16 protein-coding genes and 3 tRNA genes are annotated in these 19343 nt (G+C 74.0%); 9 read left to right on the forward strand and 10 right to left on the reverse strand.

Annotated features, from left to right (window positions below):
- Positions 1-97: 97 nt before the first annotated feature.
- Positions 98-682, forward strand: a complete 585-nt coding sequence (locus SL103_RS01140; protein ID WP_069566916.1) for a Uma2 family endonuclease — start codon at positions 98-100, stop codon at positions 680-682.
- A 55-nt stretch (positions 683-737) separates the two neighbouring features.
- On the opposite strand, the gene SL103_RS01145 is transcribed toward SL103_RS01140, so the two are convergent.
- The gene (locus SL103_RS01145; protein ID WP_069573250.1) at positions 738-2540 is read right to left on the reverse strand and encodes a serine/threonine-protein kinase; all 1803 of its coding nucleotides are present in this window, start codon (positions 2538-2540) and stop codon (positions 738-740) included.
- A gap of 386 nt (positions 2541-2926) precedes the next feature.
- On the opposite strand from SL103_RS01145, the gene SL103_RS01150 reads away from it, so the two are divergent.
- From SL103_RS01150 to SL103_RS01165, 4 genes are all read left to right on the forward strand, one after another.
- Positions 2927-3790, forward strand: a complete 864-nt coding sequence (locus tag SL103_RS01150; RefSeq protein WP_069566917.1) for a VTC domain-containing protein — start codon at positions 2927-2929, stop codon at positions 3788-3790.
- Positions 3791-3924: 134 nt separating this feature from the next.
- Positions 3925-5313 (forward strand): aspartate aminotransferase family protein, encoded by a 1389-nt coding sequence (locus tag SL103_RS01155; protein ID WP_069566918.1) that lies wholly within the window; start codon positions 3925-3927, stop codon positions 5311-5313.
- 97 nt (positions 5314-5410) lie between these two features.
- Positions 5411-6079, forward strand: a complete 669-nt coding sequence (locus SL103_RS01160) for a GntR family transcriptional regulator (protein WP_069566919.1) — start codon at positions 5411-5413, stop codon at positions 6077-6079.
- Positions 6080-6201: 122 nt separating this feature from the next.
- The gene (locus tag SL103_RS01165) at positions 6202-6852 is read left to right on the forward strand and encodes a hypothetical protein (protein WP_069566920.1); all 651 of its coding nucleotides are present in this window, start codon (positions 6202-6204) and stop codon (positions 6850-6852) included.
- 34 nt (positions 6853-6886) lie between these two features.
- On the opposite strand, the gene SL103_RS01170 is transcribed toward SL103_RS01165, so the two are convergent.
- Entirely contained in the window at positions 6887-7648 is a 762-nt protein-coding gene (locus SL103_RS01170) for an SLATT domain-containing protein (protein ID WP_069566921.1), read from the reverse strand.
- A gap of 351 nt (positions 7649-7999) precedes the next feature.
- On the opposite strand from SL103_RS01170, the gene purD reads away from it, so the two are divergent.
- The 4 genes from purD (at position 8000) to SL103_RS01190 (ending at position 14193) form a co-directional block, all read left to right on the forward strand.
- Positions 8000-9274: a phosphoribosylamine--glycine ligase gene (gene purD / locus SL103_RS01175; RefSeq protein ID WP_069566922.1), complete on the forward strand. Its 1275-nt coding sequence runs from the start codon at positions 8000-8002 to the stop codon at positions 9272-9274.
- Positions 9275-9622: 348 nt separating this feature from the next.
- Positions 9623-11401: a hypothetical protein gene (locus tag SL103_RS01180; protein ID WP_069573251.1), complete on the forward strand. Its 1779-nt coding sequence runs from the start codon at positions 9623-9625 to the stop codon at positions 11399-11401.
- A 290-nt stretch (positions 11402-11691) separates the two neighbouring features.
- Complete coding sequence (locus SL103_RS01185) at positions 11692-13170, forward strand: N,N-dimethylformamidase beta subunit family domain-containing protein (protein ID WP_069566923.1); 1479 nt, start codon at positions 11692-11694, stop codon at positions 13168-13170.
- A gap of 108 nt (positions 13171-13278) precedes the next feature.
- Positions 13279-14193 carry a phosphoribosylaminoimidazolesuccinocarboxamide synthase gene (locus SL103_RS01190; protein WP_079145501.1) on the forward strand — a complete coding sequence of 305 codons (915 nt, stop codon included), beginning with the start codon at positions 13279-13281 and terminating at the stop codon, positions 14191-14193.
- A gap of 81 nt (positions 14194-14274) precedes the next feature.
- Here the strand turns inward: SL103_RS01190 and SL103_RS01195 are convergent.
- The 8 genes from SL103_RS01195 to SL103_RS01230 all read right to left on the reverse strand — a co-directional run bounded on the left by SL103_RS01195 (position 14275) and on the right by SL103_RS01230 (position 19043).
- Positions 14275-14347, reverse strand: a tRNA-Gly gene (locus tag SL103_RS01195).
- A 53-nt stretch (positions 14348-14400) separates the two neighbouring features.
- Positions 14401-15030, reverse strand: a complete 630-nt coding sequence (locus SL103_RS01200; protein WP_069566925.1) for a response regulator transcription factor — start codon at positions 15028-15030, stop codon at positions 14401-14403.
- Entirely contained in the window at positions 15027-16250 is a 1224-nt protein-coding gene (locus tag SL103_RS01205; protein ID WP_244303814.1) for a sensor histidine kinase, read from the reverse strand. The genes SL103_RS01200 and SL103_RS01205 overlap by 4 nt, the downstream gene beginning before the upstream one ends.
- A 74-nt stretch (positions 16251-16324) precedes the next feature.
- Entirely contained in the window at positions 16325-17143 is an 819-nt protein-coding gene (locus SL103_RS01210) for an ABC transporter permease (RefSeq protein WP_079145502.1), read from the reverse strand.
- Positions 17140-18213, reverse strand: a complete 1074-nt coding sequence (locus SL103_RS01215) for an ABC transporter ATP-binding protein (RefSeq protein ID WP_244303815.1) — start codon at positions 18211-18213, stop codon at positions 17140-17142. The genes SL103_RS01210 and SL103_RS01215 overlap by 4 nt, the downstream gene beginning before the upstream one ends.
- Before the next feature lie 170 nt (positions 18214-18383).
- A tRNA-Gly gene (locus SL103_RS01220) sits at positions 18384-18456 on the reverse strand.
- A gap of 75 nt (positions 18457-18531) precedes the next feature.
- Positions 18532-18603 (reverse strand) — tRNA-Gly (locus SL103_RS01225).
- A gap of 119 nt (positions 18604-18722) precedes the next feature.
- The gene (locus SL103_RS01230) at positions 18723-19043 is read right to left on the reverse strand and encodes a histone-like nucleoid-structuring protein Lsr2 (protein WP_033268073.1); all 321 of its coding nucleotides are present in this window, start codon (positions 19041-19043) and stop codon (positions 18723-18725) included.
- Positions 19044-19343 lie beyond the last annotated feature (300 nt).

Consider the following 19343-nt stretch of genomic DNA (forward strand, 5'->3'; position numbering starts at 1 on the left):
CGCTGCGCGCTGTGCTCGAACGAGTGATCCGGTGCGGAACATGCCCCGGCCCGTCCGGGCCCGGCAACACTGGCCTTCCTCTCGAAAGGAGTGCAGCATGACGGTTGTGGCCGAGCGCGCGTCCCACATGCGGGTGGAGGACTTCGAGCAGATCGCCTCCGCCGCGCCCGAGACCGTCACGTTGGAGTTCATCGACGGACGGATCGAGGAGAAGCGCGTGCCGGACGGGGATCGCGAGACGATCGTCATGTGGCTGATCAGGCAGTGCATGCAGGGCCGCCCGGAGCTCGACCTTCACCCGACCCAAGGGCTGAAGGTCGGTCAGTACCGCAAGGGACGGGCCCGCCCGGACGGCTCGCTCGCCCCCGTCGCGCACTTCGCCGGCCAGGGTGAGTGGGCCGACCCCGAGGGCGTTCTCATGACCGTCGAGGTCACCTCGTACGACGGGGACACCGAACGCCGCGACCGGCAGGAGAAGCCGGCCGCCTACGCCGCCGCGGGCATCCCCGTCCACCTCCTCGTGGACCGCGACCGCTGCGAGCTCGTCGTCCACACCAGCCCCGCCCCGGAGCGGGGCTGCTACCTCGATGTGCACCGGGCCCCGTTCGGTGAGCAGGTCACCCTCCCCGGTCCGGTCGGTATCACCCTCGACACGGAGATCCTCAAGAACTACGTGCGCTGATGGTCACGACGGAGCAGCGATCGCCCGTCCCGGCCCCCGTCCCGGTGCCCCGGGCTCAGCGCGCCCTCCCGTACGACAGGGCCTTGCCGTCGTCGAAGGTGCGGCGCAGTTTGCCACCCACCATGTCCAGGGTGCTCGACTCGCCGCGGCTGCAGCTGTCGGCCGGGCCGGAGACCACCGTGGACGGGCCGAGCCGGACCGGGGGGCCCGCACTGGCCAGGGTGGCCGCGAACTCGCAGCGGTAGTTGGCGCCGGTGGCCGTCATCGTCAGCACGGTGGCGCCCGTCTTGCCCTGGACGAGGGTGAAGCGCCGGACGTCGATGCCGGAATCGCCGACCGTGGCCTCCCAGGTGCCCAGATACTCCGGGGGGATCCCGCCGGTCGCCGCGGACTGCGCCGACGTCCGCTCGTTCCCGCCGCCGCGCCCGTCCTCCGCCCGCACGCCGTCGCCCCCGTCCGTCAGCAGGCTGTACGCGGTGGCCGCGCCGGCCCCGGCGAGCGCGAGGGCGACGACGGTGAGCAGCGCGGTGCCGATGCCGCGGCGGCGGGAGGCGGGGGTGGCGGCAGTGGCAGCGGGGGCCGGGGCGTAGTGGGCGTGGTGCCCCTGCACCGCGTGGTGCCCCTGCACCGCGTGGGGCGCGTGGGGCGCGTACGGGGTCGGGCCGTGCGGCAGCGAACCGTGCGAACCGAGCGGTACCGGGGAGGGCGGCGGGGTGCGGCCGGGCGTGGGGGTCGGTGAGACGGTGGTGGGGAGGGCGTGGAGGCCGGGCGCGTCCGCGGCCGGCACCGGACCGGCCGGGTCCGCCCCGCTCGCCGGGCCGCGTACCGGGTCCGCCCCACTCGCCGCCCCGCGTACCGGGTCCGCCGCGGGCGCCGGGCCCGTCGCGCCCATCGGGCCGGCCCCGTGCTCCCGTCCCTCCTCCGCACGCGCGAGCTCCGTCTGCGGGTTCTCCGCCTCCAGCAGCTCCACGGCGTGCCGGCCCAGCCGCGCTATCAACGCCCCCGGCAGCCACGGCTCCTCGTCCGCGCCCCGGCCCGCGTCGACGCCGTCCTCCGCCAGGGCCACCAGCTGTTCCGGGGTGGGCCGCTGTGCGGGGTCCTTCGCCAGGCAGGCGGTGATCAGCCCCAGCAGCCCCTCCGGCACCGCGGTCAGATCGGGGGCCTCCTCGGCGACGCGGAACATCAGCGCGTGCGCCGCGCTCTCGGCCGTCCCGAACGGCTGCCGCCCGGTCACCGCGTAGGCCAGCACCGAGCCGAGGGAGAAGACGTCGCAGGCCGGGCCGAGCGGTTCACCGCGCACCTGCTCGGGCGACATGAAGCCGGGCGAACCGACCGCCGCGCCGGTACGCGTCACACCGTTGCCGGCGACGCCCTCCAGCGCCCGCGCGATACCGAAGTCGATGACCCGGGGTCCGTCGATGGTGAGCAGCACGTTCGACGGTTTGAGGTCGCGGTGGATGATCCCGGCGGCGTGGATCGACCCCAGCGCGCGGGCCAGCCCGGCCGCCAGGATCCGCACCGTACGCTCCGGCAGCGGGGGACCGCTGCCGACGACCTGCTGCAGCGACGGGCCGGCGATGTAGCCCGTGGCGAGCCACGGCGTCTCGGCCTCGGTGTCGGCGTCCAGCACCGGCGCCGTCCACTCCCCGCCGACCTGCTGCGCGGCCCGCACCTCCCGCCGGAAGCGCGCCCGGAACTCCTCCTCGTCGGCCAGCTCCGCCCGCACCAGCTTGACCGCGACGGTGCGGCCACGATCGGAACGAGCCAGGAACACCCGCCCCATCCCGCCCTCACCGAGCCGCCCGATCAGGCGGTACGCGCCGATCCGCCGTGGATCCCGCGGCCCCAGAGGCGCCAGCCCGCCCAGCCGTCCCCCACGCACCTGCTGTCCCGCATGTCTTGGCTCTTCCACGATCCGTCGCCCTTCCCCCCGAATGCGTCCTGCGGGCGGCGAGGAAACCCTGGCGCCGCACACCCGCCTGCCCGTGGTCCCTCTTCCGCGGTGAGGATATCCAGGGGTGGCCGGCCACCGGCAGGCGGCGCGGCGGTCCGGCGGGGTGTCGAACCAGCCGTGCCAACTGGCCACCGGTGGCCGGGACATGACGGTGGTGGAGGTTTGCTTCCGCGTCCCGGAACTTTCCGCGTCCGGTGTGCGTAGAACGCGTACCGCGCCGTGTCCCCACGGCGCGGCGCACTTCCCGGTTCCGCACGCTCCCGTCCCCGTTCGCCTGCCAAGGAGACCGTGTGATCCCCGCCGTACGCGCCCTTGCCCGCGCCGCCATGGCGGCGCGCCCCGTACCGCTCGCCGGGCTCCAGGCGCGCGCCGAGCTGCCCGTCCGCGTCGACCGCGGGTATCTGGTTCCGGCCGAGGTCTTCGCCCGGTTCGCCGCGGAACTCACCGACCGGCGCGCCGCCGGCGGCCCGTTCAACGCGCTGTGCGTCAACGGGCGCCGCTGGTTCCGCTCCCGCTCCGTCTACTACGACACCCCCGACCTGCGGTCCTTCCACGGCCATCGGCGCGGCGCCGGGCCGCGGTACACGATCCGCGAGCGGCTCTACGAGGACACCGGGGAGCGGCAGTTCGAGGTCGAGCTGCCGGGGCGGCGCGGCGGGACCGTCAAGCACCGCCGGCCGCTGCTGCCGGGCGACCCGGCCCTCGGCGCCGGCCCGCGCGGCTTCCTCACCGCCGTACTCGCCCGCGCATACGGCCTCACGGTCCCCGCCGACCTGCGCCGCTCCCTGGAGACCGACCACGTCCGGGCCACCTTCGTCACGGCCGGGCAGCGCGTCACCTGCGACGCGGCGCTGGTGTGCCGGGACCCGGCGACCGGCCGCGCGCTGCGGACCGACGGCGGGCTCGTCCTCGTCCGCACCCGGACCGCCGGCGGCCCAGGCCGGGCGGACGACGTGCTGCACGGCCACGGCGTACGGCCCGGTGCCTTCCCGCCGTACGCCGGCGGCCTCGGCGCGCTCCGCCCGGAACTGGCCGCCGGGCGGTGGGGGCGGGAGCTGCGGACGGCGTTCCCGGCGGTGCGCGCCCGGGCCGGCCACGCCGGTGCCACCCCCGCGGACGGTGCCGGCGGCCCTGGAGGTTCCTCCAGTCCGTAGACACTCTGTCCGTGCGCGTGGTGCGGGCCATACAGACTGTCGGTACCGGTCGGAGCGCCGTGATCCCTAGGCTGAGGGCGTTCGCCGCGCCCATCCCCCGGCGGACCCGAGCGACCCGATCCGAGGTACTGACCGTGACCACGACGCATCCCGCTGCCTCCGCCGCCGCCGCGGCTGCCGGTGGCCCTGCCGCTGGCGCCGCCGTGAAGGCCGCCGACCGCGCCCACGTCTTCCACTCCTGGTCCGCGCAGGGCCTCATCGACCCGCTGCCGATCGCCGGCGCCGAGGGCTCGTACTTCTGGGACTACGACGGCAACCGCTACCTCGACTTCTCCTCCCAGCTGGTCAACACCAACATCGGGCACCAGCACCCCAAGGTCGTCGCCGCGATCCAGGAGCAGGCCGCGAAGCTGTGCACGCTCGCGCCGGGCTTCGCCGTGGACGTACGGTCCGAGGCCGCGCGGCTGATCGCCGAGCGCACCCCCGGGGACCTCGACAAGATCTTCTTCACCAACGGCGGCGCGGAGGCCGTGGAGAACGCGGTCCGCATGGCCCGGCTGCACACCGGCCGCGCCAAGGTGCTGTCCGCCTACCGGTCGTACCACGGCGCCACCGCCGCCGCGATCAACCTGACCGGTGACCCGCGCCGCTGGCCCTCCGACACCGCCTCCGCGGGCGTCGTGCACTTCTGGGGCCCGTTCCTCTACCGCTCGCCCTTCCACGCCGAGAACGAGGCGCAGGAGTGCGAGCGCGCGCTCGCGCACCTGGAGCAGACGATCGCCTTCGAGGGCCCGCAGTCGATCGCGGCGATCATCCTGGAGACCGTCCCCGGCACCGCCGGGATCATGGTCCCGCCGCCCGGCTACCTCGCCGGCGTCCGCGAGATCTGCGACCGGTACGGCATCGTCTTCATCCTCGACGAGGTGATGGCGGGCTTCGGCCGCACCGGCGCGTGGTTCGCCGCCGACCACTTCGGCGTCACCCCCGACCTGCTGACCTTCGCCAAGGGCGTCAACTCCGGCTACGTCCCGCTGGGCGGCGTGGCGATCAGCGCCGAGATCGCCGCCACCTTCGACACCCGCCCCTACCCGGGCGGTCTGACGTACTCCGGGCACCCGCTGGCCTGCGCCTCCGCCGTCGCGACGCTCAACGCGATGGCCGAGGAGCGGATCGTGGAGAACGCCGCGGAGATCGGCGAGAAGGTCATCGGCCCCGCCCTGCGCGAGATCGCCGAGCGGCACCCGTCCGTCGGCGAGGTCCGCGGCCTGGGCGTCTTCTGGGCCCTGGACCTGGTCCGCAACAAGGAGACCCGCGAGCCGCTGGTGCCGTACAACGCGGCGGGCGCCGCCAACGCCCCGATGGCGGAGTTCGCCGCGGCCTGCAAGCGCGGCGGGCTGTGGCCGTTCGTGAACATGAACCGCACGCACGTCGTCCCGGCCTGCACCGTCACCGAGGCCGAGGCCAAGGAGGGTCTGGCCGCCCTCGACGAGGCCCTCACGGCGGCGGACGCACACACCGTCTGAGCAGGCTGCCCGTAGGCGGCCCGCCGCGGCCCTCGCCTATCGTGGGCGGGGGCCGCTCCCACCCGCGCGGTCACGGACGTCGAAGGAGACGCACACGATGGCCGCCGGCGGAGACAGCTCAGTCATACGTCGCAGCACCCTGCGCCAGCAGATCGCCGACGCCCTGCGCGACGAGGTGCTGGCGGGCCGGCTGCCGTCCGGCCACCCCTTCACCGTCAAGGAGATCGCCGAGCAGTACGGCGTCTCCGCGACGCCGGTGCGCGAGGCGCTGCTCGACCTGTGCGCCCAGGGCCTGCTCGACGTCGAACAGCACCGCGGCTTCAAGGTGCACGCCTTCACCGCCGATGACTTCCGCGCCATGGTCGAGGCCCGCACCCTGATCATCGAGGGGATCTTCCGCAGCGGCGCCGGGCCCGCGCTGCGCGCCACCCCCGCCGAGGTACTGATCTCCATCCGGCGCCGCGCCGACGAGGCCGAGCGGGCCGCGCGGGCCGGCGACCTGGACGTCCTGATCGGCTACGACCTGCGGTTCTGGCGCGAACTCAGCAGCATCGTGAACAACGCCTACATCAGCGACTTCCTGGACCGCATCCGCGTGCAGACCTGGATGTTCGCGGTACCGCAGCTGCGTCGCGTCCCCGATCTGCGGGGCCACCTGTGGCAGGACCACTGCGCGCTGGCCGACGCGCTGATCCGCCACGACCTGCCCGCGGCCCAGCGTCTGATCGCCGAGTACAACGAGCACTCGCTCGCTCTCATCGGGTAACGCCCGCTCTCGTCGGATGGCGCGGCGGGCACTACGCTGTCCCGACTCGGCCGTAACGGTCCGTTCCCGTAAGCGTTCGTGCGCCGGTGTCCCCGTCCCCGACCGGAAGCGAGTTCTCACCCGTGGCATGTGACCTGTGGCTGGTACCCCTCGTCGATGTGCTGTGCCACAGCCCCGACAACCCGTTCTCCGAGGAGATCGCCGCCTACGACAAGGCCCTGACGGAGGCCGGACTGCCGCCGGTCCCGGTCTTCAGCTACATGCCGGGCCTGTCGGGTGACGTGGCGCCCGTCGCCGGCTTCGACTACGACGCGCTGCACTTCCTGCGCCGCGCCTACCTCCTGCGCCTGTGCGGCCTGGAGGTGACGCCGGTCGACGAACTGGGCGGCGACTACGAGCAGTTGCTGGAGATGTTCGAGACCACCGCGCAGCAGTCCCACCTGGTGTGGCACTACGACCACGCGGGCGCGTACGTACCGGTCGACTTCCCGCACCCGCTCGCCAACGACGAACTCCTGGAAGGCGGCGGCCCGTTGGGCTCGTCGCACGGTTTGCTGCGCGATCTGGAACTCGTCGCGCCATCCCTGGGCATCGATCCGGCCAATCCGCCGGCCGCGCCCGCGCCGCCGGCCGGCCCCACCTCTCTGGAGGAGCGGTCGGGCGCGGCGCCCCTGGACGACGGTCCGTTCGCCCGGGAGCGCCATGTGTGGCTCGGCCTGCACGCGGCCGCCACCAAGAGCCTGGGCCAGGGCTCCATGATCGTCTTCAGCTGACGGCGGGTGCCGCGCGGGGCACGGAACCCGTGGTTCAGCGGCCCTGCTCGGGCGGCCGCTGGCGCGGCATGTTCGGCCGGGTGCGGTGCGGTACGGCGTACCGCCCCGGCGGGCCGGCCCCCTCGTGCCGCGGCGCCGCCCACGGCACCATCGCCTGGGTGGCCTGCGGCACCGGCCCGGCCCGGAACTCCGTCATCCAGTCGGCCGTCTCGGTCCGCACCAGCTCGCCGAGGTCCTCGTTGAACCGCCGCAGCGCCGCCAGGCAGCGCTCCGCCGCCTCGGCGGCCGTGCCCTCGGTCGGCCCCAGCACCTCGCGCACGCCCTCCGCCGCCCAGTCGAACTGCAGGGCCTCCAGCCGCCGGTGGATCGCCTGGGCGGTCGCCAGGTCCCGCATCCAGCCGGCCGTCACCCCGAAGTACCGGTCACAGCCCACGCACACCGCCGCCAGCAGCAGCGACAGGCAGCCCCAGGGCGCCCCGCGGTCCCAGACCCCGGCGAGGTCCAGCAGCGGCAGCGCCCCGCCCACCGTCACCCCGGCCGCGGCGCCCAGCCGCAGCGCCCGCGCGCCGCGGCGCTTGGCCAGTCGGTCGTGCAGATACCAGTCGGCGGCGCGCAGCGCGCCCTCCTCGGTCCACAGGTAGAGCGCGTCCAGCCGGCCGGCCGGGTCGCCCCAGCCGCCGGGCGGGAAGGCCCGCCCCGCGAGGTCCCGTCGGCCGTGGCCACGGGTCCCGTACCGGCGAGCGGGGCGGCCGCCCTCCCGAGGGGGTCCCTCGGGCTGCATCTCGGGCTGGCTCACCCCTGCACTCCTTCTCTGCGCTCTGTGTGGATACGTCCGGTGCGCGCGGGACATGCGGGACGGCCGTTGCGCGCAGCCCCCTTCCTACCGCCGAAAGACTGGCCTCGCCCCCAAGATCCCGTTATTTCCGCCCAGAAGTGGTGCGGGGCGGGACGGGGGGACAGGGGGTGTCTCACCCGAAAGGGTTGCGGGCGGGGCGGCGAGGGGACGGCGGGGCGGGACCGGGCGGCCTCCGGTGGCGCCGCGGGAGGCTCCGGCGACCCCCGGCGGTTTCCGGCCGCGGCACCGACCTTGTGCGATCGGGGCAAGGCCGACGTCCGGCGTTCTGGTGCGTTCGTCTAGGCTGCCACCGTGAAGGTCCTCGTCATCGGCGGCGGCGCCCGCGAACACGCCCTGTGCCGCTCTCTGTCCCTCGACCCCGACGTCACCGCGCTGCACTGCGCTCCCGGCAACGCCGGCATCGCCGAGGTGGCCGAATTGCACAGGGTCGACGCCCTCGACGGCCGGGCCGTCGCCGAACTCGCCACCGGCCTGGAGGCCGACCTGGTCGTCGTCGGCCCCGAGGCCCCCCTCGTGGCGGGCGTCGCGGACGCCGTGCGCGAGCGCGGCATCCCGGTCTTCGGCCCCTCGGCCCGGGCTGCCGAGCTGGAGGGCTCCAAGGCGTTCGCCAAGGACGTGATGGCCGCCGCGGCCGTGCCGACCGCCCGCAGCTACGTCTGCACCACCGCGGAAGAGATCGACGAAGCCCTGGACGCGTTCGGCGCGCCGTACGTCGTCAAGGACGACGGCCTGGCCGCCGGCAAGGGCGTCGTCGTCACCGAGGACGTCGAGGCCGCCCGCGCCCACGCGCTGGCCTGCGACCGCGTCGTGATCGAGGAGTTCCTCGACGGCCCGGAGGTCTCGCTCTTCGCGATCACCGACGGCGAGACCGTCGTCCCGCTCCAGCCCGCCCAGGACTTCAAGCGCGCCTACGACGACGACCAGGGCCCCAACACCGGCGGCATGGGCGCGTACAGCCCGCTGCCGTGGGCCGACCCGAAGCTGGTCGACGAGGTCATGGCCACCGTGCTGCAGCCCACCGTCGACGAGCTGCGCCGCCGCGGCACCCCCTTCTCCGGGCTGCTCTACGCCGGCCTCGCCATCACCTCGCGCGGGGTGCGGGTGATCGAGTTCAACGCCCGCTTCGGCGACCCGGAGACCCAGGTCGTCCTCGCCCGCCTCAAGACCCCGCTCGGCGGCCTGCTGCGCGCCGCCGCCACCGGCAACCTCGCCGCGCTGCCGCCGCTGCGCTGGAGCGACGACGCGGCCGTCACCGTCGTCATCGCCTCGCACAACTACCCCGGCACCCCGCGCACCGGCGACCCCATCGAGGGCCTCGACGAGGTCGCCGCCCAGGACGCCCCGGGCGCGTACGTGCTGCACGCCGGCACCCGGCGGGACGACTCCGGCGCGGTGCTCAGCGCCGGCGGCCGCGTGCTGTCGGTCACCGCCACCGGCGGCGACCTCACCACCGCCCGGCAGCGCGCCTACCGGGCCGTGGAGCGGATCTCCCTGGACGGCTCCCAGCACCGTACGGACATCGCCGCCAAGGTCGCGGACGCGGCAGCGGGGAACCAGGGCGCATAGGGCGTAAGCCGCATATGCCACACGCACCGCACCCGGCTCACACCACCCCCGCGCCGGGTTCCCGGCTTTGCCCAAAGCCATTCCATCGAGTGACCACGCCAGATTCCGGCTGACGGGGCCAACACCCCCAACTAGGGTGCCGCGCAAGCGTCCTGCGGTCGCCGTGCCGTTCCGCGGCACGGTCACCGCGGCGACGTCCGGCAAGTGGCTCACCGGCATTGCGATGTCAGTGGCCGGTGCCACAGTGGTGGTGGGTGAGCTCGCTCGCACCACACGCAATGTTCGAAGGCGTCCGTCCCGTGTTCTCTCCGTCCGGCTCCATCAGGACAGCAGGGGGTGTACAGGCTCGTGGCAAGTCCGGAAACAGGCGTCCTGGCGGCGCGTGCCCGCGCCCTCGCCGTGCTGCGGATCCGCGGCACGGCGCTGGCGGTGGCGCTGCTGCCGACCGCCGTGGCGGTGGTGCTCTTCGCCGGCCGCGCGACCGGCCACTTCGGCGCGGGCGGCGCCGGTGCGGCCGTCCGCTGGGCCGTGAGCGGCCTCGCGCTGCTCAGCCTGCTGCTGGCGGCGCTGGTCGGGCTCGTCGTCGCGCGCGCCAGACCCGCGCTCAGCCCCTCCGTGCCCGTCTCCGAGGAGTCGGCTCCTGATCTCTACCGCCTGGTACGCGACCTCGCCGACCGCCTGGACGTCCCGGCGCCCTCCGCCATAGCGCTCACCCCGGACTGCGACAGCTGGCTGGAGGACCGTACGCACCGCGCCCACGGCCCCCCGCGCCGCGCCCGGCGCTCCGGGACCGCCGAGGACCGCCGGGCGGCCACCGCCCCGGTCCTGGTCATCGGCTCGCCGTTCCTGTGGTGGATGCGGGTCGCCGAGCTGCGCGCCCTGCTGGCGCCGGTCGTCGCCGGCACCGGCCCCTCCGCGCACCCGGACATAGCGGCCGCCCGCCGCTTCATCCGCGGCCTGGACGCCGCCGTCGCGGTCGCCGCCCGCCCCCGGGGCCCGCTGCGCGGCGTCCCGCTCCGCTTCGTCGGCCGGGTGGCCCGGCTGCTGCTCCGCGCCTGCCGCGAGCACGCCACGATCATGGAGCGGGCGGTCGCGGCCGCCGCCTCCGAGCGCGCCCGGACCGTCGACTACGGCCTGCGGATCGTCGCCCAGGAACAGGTCGGCCTGGCGTACGCGGGCTGGGACCGGCTGCTGACCCGGGTCGCGCTGCCCGCCTGGCGGATGGGCCGCTGGCCCTCCCGGCTGGACGCCGGCGTGGTCTCGGCGCTGACCGAGCTCTCCCGCCGCGACCGCCTCGCCGACGGCTTCGCCTCCCGGCTGGGCGAGCGCCCCGCCTGCGACCTCCTGGAGGAGCCGGGCGCCATCGACCGCGCCGCCTCCCTGCTGGCCGCCCGCCTCTTCCACGGCGGCCCGGCCGAGCCCGGGCCCGACTGGTCCCCGGTCGGCTGGCAGCAGTACCCGGAAGAGGTCGTGGACCGGAAGTGGCGCCTGGAGGCCGCCCGGCTCCTCCGCGTTCTCGACGCCCTCCCGGCGACCGCGCTGCCGGCCGCCCCCGCCCCCGAGTCCGCTGCCCCGACGCTGTCGTACGCCAGCACCCCGAGCCGTACGCCCGCGGGCACCCGCCCGGCGGACCCCCGCGACGACGAGCCCGTGGCGCCGCCGGGCCCGACCCTGGCCCGGGTCATCGACCGGCTCGCCCACGACGCGCGCGCCGGCGACCTCGTAGCCGCCCGGCTGGGCGCCGAGGTCGAGCGCGAGGAGCGCGAGGAGGCCGCCCGCCAGGCCGCCCGCGGCGGCGCGGCGCCGGGCGCGCCGGCGGACGCGGGCTGGGTCGACGGCACCCCCGAGGGCGGCCTGCCGCTGTTCCCGCTCCAGCCGCCCCGCACGGGCCGGGAGCTGCTCGCCGACCACGTGACCGCGATGGTCTGCTGCGCCGCCGTCGACACCGCCGGCGCCGCTCCCGGACTGGACTGGCTCGACGGCCCGGCGCTGCTGGTCGGCGGCGCCCGCCGGGCCGACCTCGGCCGCACGGTGCTCAGCCTGGTCGACGACGGTGACGCGGAACCGCTCCGCGGCTGGCTGACGACGGTCGGTGTCCGTCCCGACAAGCCGGTCCGGCTGGTATGAGCCGGACCGCGGGTCCGTGCGCGCGTCGGGGCGTCGCCCCGTCCGGGTCCCGGCGGAGCCCCCGACCTGCGAACACCCGGCCGGACCCGTCACCCGCAAGGCTTCGCGACCCCGGCTGAATGTTCCCTTCCAGTTCGCACTTCGGGGGAGTCGGGCCCTAAATTCACGACGAAGGGTGACGAAGTGAGTGCGTAATGTGATGTGCTGGGGGATGGCCGGGCTCGCTCAGCCGGACGTGACAGCGGCCCGATCGGCCGCGGCCGCTGGGGGACGCGGGAGGGGAGTGGAAGGTGGCGACGGAACAGATCAGGCGCTGGGAATCGGGCGCCCTCGCCCACGCGGTCACGGACCCGTTCGGGCAGGGCCCGCTGCCCTGGCTGCGCGGCAGCGAGAACTACTTCGACTCCGGCCACATCATCCCCTGGTACGTCGACCCCGCCGTCGCCCAGGGAGGTCTGCCCCAGCCCGCCCCCCACAAGCACAACGGCCCCCGTACCGCCGATGACGTGCACGGCCAGATCAAGGGCTTCGCGAGCACCGGCGCGGTGGCCCCCGGCGAGGCGATCGACTTCCGGGTCTCGGTCGACCCGCCCCAGCCGTTCAGCATCGACGTCTACCGCATCGGCCATTACGGCGGCGTCGGCGCCGCCAAGATCACCACCAGCCCGCGGCTGTCCGGCATCGTCCAGCCCGACCCGCTGACCGCCGGCCGCACGGTCTCCTGCCACCACTGGTGGCTGTCCTGGCGCCTCCAGGTCCCCACGTTCTGGAACCTCGGCGCGTACGTCGCGGTCCTGACCACCGCCGACGGCTACCGCTCCCACATCCCCTTCACGGTCCGCGACGACCACCCCGCCGACCTGCTCCTGCTGCTGCCCGACATCACCTGGCAGGCGTACAACCTCTACCCGGAGGACGGCCGTACGGGCGCCAGCCTCTACCACGCCTGGGACGAGAAGGGCGCCCTGCTCGGCGAGCAGGACGCCGCCACCACGGTCTCCTTCGACCGCCCCTACGCCGGCGCCGGCCTCCCCCTGCACGTCGGCCACGCCTACGACTTCATCCGCTGGGCCGAGCGCTACGGCTACGACCTCGCCTACGCCGACGCCCGCGACCTGCACGCCGGCCGGGTCGACCCGTCCCGCTACCGCGGCCTGGTCTTCCCCGGCCACGACGAGTACTGGTCGGTGCCGATGCGCCGCACCGTCGAGCGCGCCCGCGACACCGGCACCTCCCTGGTCTTCCTCTCCGCCAACACCATGTACTGGCAGGTCGACCTCTCCCCGACGCCCTCCGGCCCGCACTCCCTGCTCAACTGCCGCAAGCGCCAGGGCCCCGGCCGGCCCGCCCTCTGGCGCGAGGCCGGCGACCCCGAGCAGCGGCTGATGGGCATCCAGTACGCCGGCCGGGTCCCCGAACCGGCCCCGCTGGTCGTCCGCAACGGCGACCACTGGCTGTGGGAGGCCACCGGCGCGCACGAGGGCGACGAGATCCCCGGCCTGGTCGCCGGCGAGGCCGACCGCTACTTCCCGCGCACCGCCCTCCCCGATCACACCCACCGCATCCTGCTCGCGCACTCCCCGTACCGCGACAGCGAAGGCACCCGCCGCCACCAGGAGACCTCCCTGTACCGCGCACCCAGCGGCGCCCTGGTCTTCGCCTCCGGCACGTTCGCCTGGTCGCCCGCCCTGGACCGCCCCGGCCACGTCGACGAACGCGTCCAGCGCGCCACCGCCAACCTCCTCGACCGCATCTGCAAACGCGATTGAGGCCCGCCCGTACGGGGGCCGGGCAGCTGCCCGGCCCCCGGGGGACGCCACCCTTCCGCATACGGGAGAATCGACAGCGATTCCTGGATCAACCTACGCGGAGGAAGCGTGTCCGGTTTTGTAGAAAAGCCTGAGCCCGTGGAGGTTCCGGGGCTCACCCACCTGCACACCGGCAAGGTGCGCGACCTCTACCGGAACGCCGACGGCGACCTGGTCATGGTCGCCAGCGACCGCACCTCCGCCTACGACTGGGTGCTCCCCACCGAGATCCCCGACAAGGGCCGGGTGCTGACCCGGCTGTCCCTGTGGTGGTTCGACCAGCTCACCGACCTCGTCCCGCACCACGTCCTGTCCGACGACGTCCCGGCCGGCGCCCCCGCCGACTGGGAGGGCCGCACCCTGGTCTGCAAGTCGCTGCGGATGGTGCCCGTCGAGTGCGTGGCCCGCGGCTACCTCGCCGGCTCCGGCCTCGTCGAATACGACCGGTCCCGTACGGTCTGCGGGCTGGCCCTGCCCGAGGGCCTCACCAACGGCTCCGAGCTGCCGTCGCCGATCTTCACCCCGGCCACCAAGGCCGCCGTCGGCGACCACGACGAGAACGTCTCCTACGAGGAGACCGCCCGCCAGGTCGGCGCCGACGTCGCCGCCGCGCTGCGCCGGACCACCCTCGCCGTCTACGGCCGGGCCCGCGACATCGCCCGCGAGCGCGGCCTGATCCTGGCGGACACCAAGTTCGAGTTCGGCTTCGACGAGCGCCCCGACGGCGAGCACGTGCTGACCCTCGGCGACGAGGTCCTCACCCCCGACTCCTCGCGCTTCTGGCCCGCCGACCAGTGGGAGCCGGGCCGCGCCCAGCCCTCCTTCGACAAGCAGTTCATCCGCGACTGGCTCACCTCGCCGGCCGCGGCCTGGGACCGTACGGGCGAGCAGCCGCCGCCGGCCCTCCCGCAGGAGATCGTCGAGGCGACCCGCGCCAAGTACCTGGAGGCGTACGAGCGCCTCACCGGCCTCAGCTGGTCGTAGGGCCGGCCCGCGCCCCGGGCCCGGACGGCGGGCCCGGACAACGAAAAGGACCCCGGTCACCGACCGGGGTCCTTCACGCGGAGCGGACGACGAGGCTCGAACTCGCGACCTCAACCTTGGCAAGGTTGCGCTCTACCAACTGAGCTACGTCCGCATGCTCCGTGCCGGGCTCCTGGAACCAGTCGCCGCCGCGCGGTGCGGGGACCACTATAGCCAACCGCGCCGGCGTGCGAGGCGCGCCGCCGCATGGCGGTTCTCGGCACCCAGCTTCGCGGTCGCCGCCGACAGGTAGTTGCGCACCGTCCCCGGCGACAGCGCGGCCCGCTCAGCGATCTCCGTGACGGGCGCCCCGGCCTCGGCGAGTTCCAGCACCTCCGCCTCCCGGGCCGTCAGCGGCGACTCCCCGGCGCTGATCGCGTCCGCCGCCAACTCCGGGTCCACGTAACGGCTTCCGGCGTGGACGGTCCGGATGATCTCCGCCAGCTGCTGCGCCGACACGGTCTTGGGGACGAACCCCCGGACCCCGGCCTCCAGGGCCCGCTTGAGGTGCCCCGGCCGCCCGTGACTCGTCACGATCATGGACCGGCACCCCGGCACCTCGGCCCGCAGCGATGTGGCCACCGCCACACCGTCCGCCCCCGGCATCTGCAGGTCCAGCACCGCCACGTCCGGTTCGTGGGCCCGGGCCATCGCCCGCGCCTCCGGCCCGGACGCGGCCTCCGCGACCACCTGGAGATCGTCCTCCAGCGACAGCAGCGCCGCCAGCGCCCCCCGGATCAGATGCTCGTCGTCCGCCAGCAGCACCCGGATCACCCCGTCCCCCCTCGCCTCCGTCATCCCGCCACCGCCGCACCGGCCACCGGCAGCTCGACCGTCAGCCGGAACGACCCCTTCGGGCCCGGGCCCGCGGTCAGCGCCCCGCCCAGCGGGTGGAGCCGTTCCCGCAGCCCCTTCAGGCCGCTCCCGGGGGCGGAGCCGGTCCCGGCCGCCCCGGCCGGGACACCGCCGACCCCGTCGTTCTCCATGGTCATCACCAGCACCGAGCGCTCCGCGTCGATCCGGGCCCGCAGCGCACACCTGCGGACGTCGGGCGCGTGCCGCAGGACATTGGTGGTGCCCTCGCGGACCACCCAGCCGAGCGCCGACTCCACCTCCGCCGGCAGCCGGATGTCCTCCTCGCCGTCGATGCGGCAGTCGACGCCGGCCGCGCGCAGGATCGAACGGGCGCCGGCCAGCTCCGCCCGCAGATCCGCCTTCCGGTAGCCGCGCACCACCTCGCGGATCTCCCGCTGCGACTCCTGCGCGATCCGCTGCACCTCCACCATCTGCGCCACCGCCTCCGGCCGCTCCCGCCGCGCCAGCTGCACGGCCAACTCGCTCTTCAGCGCGATCACCGCCAGATTCCGCCCCATCACGTCGTGCAGGTCCCGTCCGAACCGCAGCCGTTCCTCGGCGACCGCGAGGCGGGTCTCGGTGCTGTGCGCCGCGTCCAGCTTCCCGATCACCGCGAGCAGCCAGCCCGTCGGCCGGGCGATCACGAAGCTCCACACACCGGCGCACACGAGCAGGACCGCCAGGCCCAGCGAGCTCCCCCACACCCCCGTGAACAGCCCCATCAGCAACGCCAGCGCCACCGCGGCGCCGCCCAGCGCCGCCAGGAACACCCGCTTGGCGACCACCAGGCAGTACGCCATGAAGAACGGGGTGACCGCCCCGCCCATCGCCAGCACCGCCGCACTCAGGCCGTCCTGGCCGGCCAGTCCCCGCACCCTGACCAGCGTGAACAGCAGGAACTCGGCCAGCAGCGCGAGCGCCGCCGAGGCGAGCAGCAGCCGGCGCGGGGTCGCGCCCCGGGTGAGGTAGCGGTTCAGGGAGCGGCTCAACAGCGGTGCCGCCAGCCCGCCGTGCAGCACGGTCAGCCCCGCGAGGGCGCCGACCAGGGTGACCGCCGTGGGGGTGCCCGCCGCGCCGCCCATGACGGGTCCCACCCCGCCGAGCAGCGAGATCCAGGGAACGGCGTACAGCGTCCAGCGGAAGTACGCGTCGACCCGGCCCATATGGCTCCGCCGCTGCCACCCCGCCCGTACCCGCCGGATCATCCGCCGCCCCCGTCCCCGCCGTACCGCTCGTCCTAGCGCCGTGGTTCCCACCGGAACCACCGCTGCACAGCAAACAGGGCGAGCCCGCTCCAGGCCAACCCGGTGAGCAGCTGCCCCAGGGTGTCGTGGGCCGTCCCGCCGCCCGTCCAGCCGGCCCGGATCAGCGCCATCGCCGGTGACAGCGGCAGCAGTTCGAGGACCCCGGCCACCCGGTCCGGAAGGACGTCGAGCGGCACGACCATGCCGGAACCCGCCAACGACACCGCCATGAAGGGGAGTACGGCCAGCTGCGCGGCCTCCGCCGACCCGGCCAGGCGCGAGGACGCCGCCGCACACCCGACGACCGTGACCATGCCCAGGACCAGCCCGGCGATCAGCAGATGCGGCGCCGTCGGCAGGCCGGTGTCCAGCACCAGCCCGCCCAGGACCACCAGGAGGACGCACTGGGCCAGCCCCAGGAACACCGCGGGCAGCGCCGTCCCGGCGAGAATTTCCAGATCCCGCAGCTCTCCGGTCCGCAGCCGTTTGAGGACGAGTTCCTCGCGCCGGGCGACATAGGCGCCGGTGAGGCCGGAGTAGACGGCGAACACCAGGACATATCCCAGAGTGGCCGGCAGCAGCACCGTTTCGACCGAGAGTCCGGCCCGGGCCAGCGGCATTCCCTCGACCGCCTGTTTCATGGCCAGGGCCATGGCGACGGGGATGACCAACGACGTGAACAGCGCGGACTTGTTGCGGCCGAGGAGTGTCAACTCGGCCCGCCCCAGGGAGAGTAGCCGCGCCGCGGTACCGATTTCCGCTCCGCCGCCGGTACGCCGATTGCCGTCCGCTTCCCGCACGCTTGCCCTCATGCCTTCTCCAGCCCCTTTGCAATCTGCAGAAATGCCTCTTCCAGAGAGGCCGGTCGGACGTCCAGCCGGTGCAGCGCAATCCCCTTCTCCCGCGCCCAGACCAGCACCCCGGTCGCGGCCCGCTGGAGTTCGTCCGTCCGCAGCCGGACCGTCCGCCCGGCCGTCTCGTGACCGGTGACGCCCAGTTCCGCCAGCGGGGGGAGATCCCCGAGGTGAAAGCCGTCGGGCAGCTCGAAAGAGAGGTGCGAGGGGTGCGCGGCGACGACGTCCGCGACCCGTCCGGCCGCCGCGATCCGCCCCTCGTGCAGGATCGCCAGCCGGTCCGCCAGCTCCTCGGCCTCCTCCAGGTAGTGCGTGGTCAGGACGACCGTGGCGCCGCTGTCGCGCAGCTCACGGACCAGCGCCCAGGTCTCGTGCCGGGCCTCGGTGTCCAGCCCGGTCGTGGGCTCGTCCAGGAACAGCACCTCCGGGTCGCCCAGCAGCGCCAGCGCCAGGTCCAGCCGCCGCCGCTCACCGCCGGACAGCTGCTTGACCCGTACGTCCTTGCGCCGCTCCAGCCCCACCCGGCGAAGCGCCTCGTCGACCGGCCGGGCCCCGGTGGTGCACCCGGCCCACATCCGCGCCGTCTCCTCGGGGGTCAGGTCGGACGGGAACCCGCCCTCCTGCAGCATCACGCCGATCCGCGGCCGGACCCTGGCCCGCTCGCGGAACGGATCGTGCCCCAGCACCCGGATCCGCCCGGCCGTCGGCGCGGCCAGCCCCTCCAGCAGTTCGAGAGTGGAGGTCTTGCCGGCCCCGTTGGTCCCCAGCAGCGCGAACAGCTCCCCGCGCTTGACCGAGAAGTCGACCCCCCGCACGGCCTCGAACCCCGGCCGTCCGCCCGGCCGCACCCGGCCGCCCCGCTCGCCCCGCTCGCCCCGTCCCCGCTCGCCCCGTCCTCGCTCGTTCCGGTCCGGCCGGGCCCGCCCGCCGCCGTACGTCCTGCGCAGTCCCGTGACGTCGATCACGTCGGCGTCGGATCCCGCGCCGCTGTGCCTCGCGCCCCCGGCGCTTTTCTCCCCGATGTCCATGCTCACAGCGTTTCGCCGGTCCGGGATTCCGGGCAGTGCGCGCTGTCATCACGGCCGATGACAAATGTCAGTTGCCGATGATCGAAGAGCGGGTAAGGGCACGCGGGCGGTGCCGGGTGCCGGGAAATGCAGAAGGCCCCGGTCGTGATGACCGGGGCCTTCTGTTTCTGAGCGGACGACGAGGCTCGAACTCGCGACCTCAACCTTGGCAAGGTTGCGCTCTACCAACTGAGCTACGTCCGCAGGCATCCACTCGGCTTTCACCGGGCGGCGCGACAGCTACTCTACCTGATCCAATGGACTGGTCGAGACTGTCAGAGCGGGTGACAGGGATTGCACACTGCGCCTCCCTCTTGGAAAGAGGGCGCTCTACTACTGAGCTACACCCGCGTGACTCCGTGAGGTCCGGCCTTCCGGCCTCGCCCCTCGGCGTGCTCCAGACTCTAGCTGATCAGTAGGGGTGCTGTGCAAGTCGGCTGCGCCCGGCCCGAGGGACGCCGGCAAATCCGTTAGCGGTTGGCGGCGTTGAAGGCTTCGTAGACCTTCTTCGGGATCCGGCCGCGCGGCGGGACGTCCATCTGGTTCGAGCGGGCCCAGGCGCGGACGGCCGCGGGATCGGGGGTCACCGCGGTCCGGTGGTACGCCTTGCCGGACTTCGCCCGCTTGCGGCCGGCCTCGACGAAGGGGGCGAGTGCGCCGCGCAGTTTCTTCGCATTGGCGGGATTGAGGTCGATCTCGTACGACTTCCCGTCCAATCCGAAGGTGACCGTCTCTGCGGCTGCTCCTCCGTCGATGTCATCGGAGAGCGTTACTACTACGCGCTGCGCCACGGATATCGGTCCTTTCGTGGAGCAACCCCGTGTTGACGTGGAGTGATGCTCCGGATCCGGCTGATTGGGATCAATGCTTTTTCATTTGTACAGCGATGGGCATTGCATTGTGAAGCCCAGTTAATTTCGTCAGCGTGTCTTCCCGCAATCCGGACTCCGGATCTTTTCGAGGATTTTTCCAGCGGTCCACTCCTGCCGATACCGGGCCGTGATCGGACGGCCAGGATATCTATGCGCGTAGATTTTCGAACACGGTACTGTGATGACACCGCCTTACGCACCACACCACCGGGAGTGCCA

Origin of the sequence: Streptomyces lydicus, from assembly GCF_001729485.1 — a bacterium.
GTDB lineage: Bacteria > Actinomycetota > Actinomycetes > Streptomycetales > Streptomycetaceae > Streptomyces > Streptomyces lydicus_D.

Bases quoted from the DNA above. Each gene is read 5' to 3' on its own strand.
- SL103_RS01160 (WP_069566919.1), top strand. From the start codon at position 5,411: ATGGCCGCCGGCGGAGACAGCTCAGTCATACGTCGCAGCACCCTGCGC.
- SL103_RS01205 (WP_244303814.1), bottom strand. From the start codon at position 16,250: ATGGGCCGGGTCGACGCGTACTTCCGCTGGACGCTGTACGCCGTTCCC.
- SL103_RS01200 (WP_069566925.1), bottom strand. From the start codon at position 15,030: ATGACGGAGGCGAGGGGGGACGGGGTGATCCGGGTGCTGCTGGCGGAC.
- SL103_RS01210 (WP_079145502.1), bottom strand. From the start codon at position 17,143: ATGAGGGCAAGCGTGCGGGAAGCGGACGGCAATCGGCGTACCGGCGGC.
- SL103_RS01215 (WP_244303815.1), bottom strand. From the start codon at position 18,213: ATGGACATCGGGGAGAAAAGCGCCGGGGGCGCGAGGCACAGCGGCGCG.
- SL103_RS01140 (WP_069566916.1), top strand. From the start codon at position 98: ATGACGGTTGTGGCCGAGCGCGCGTCCCACATGCGGGTGGAGGACTTC.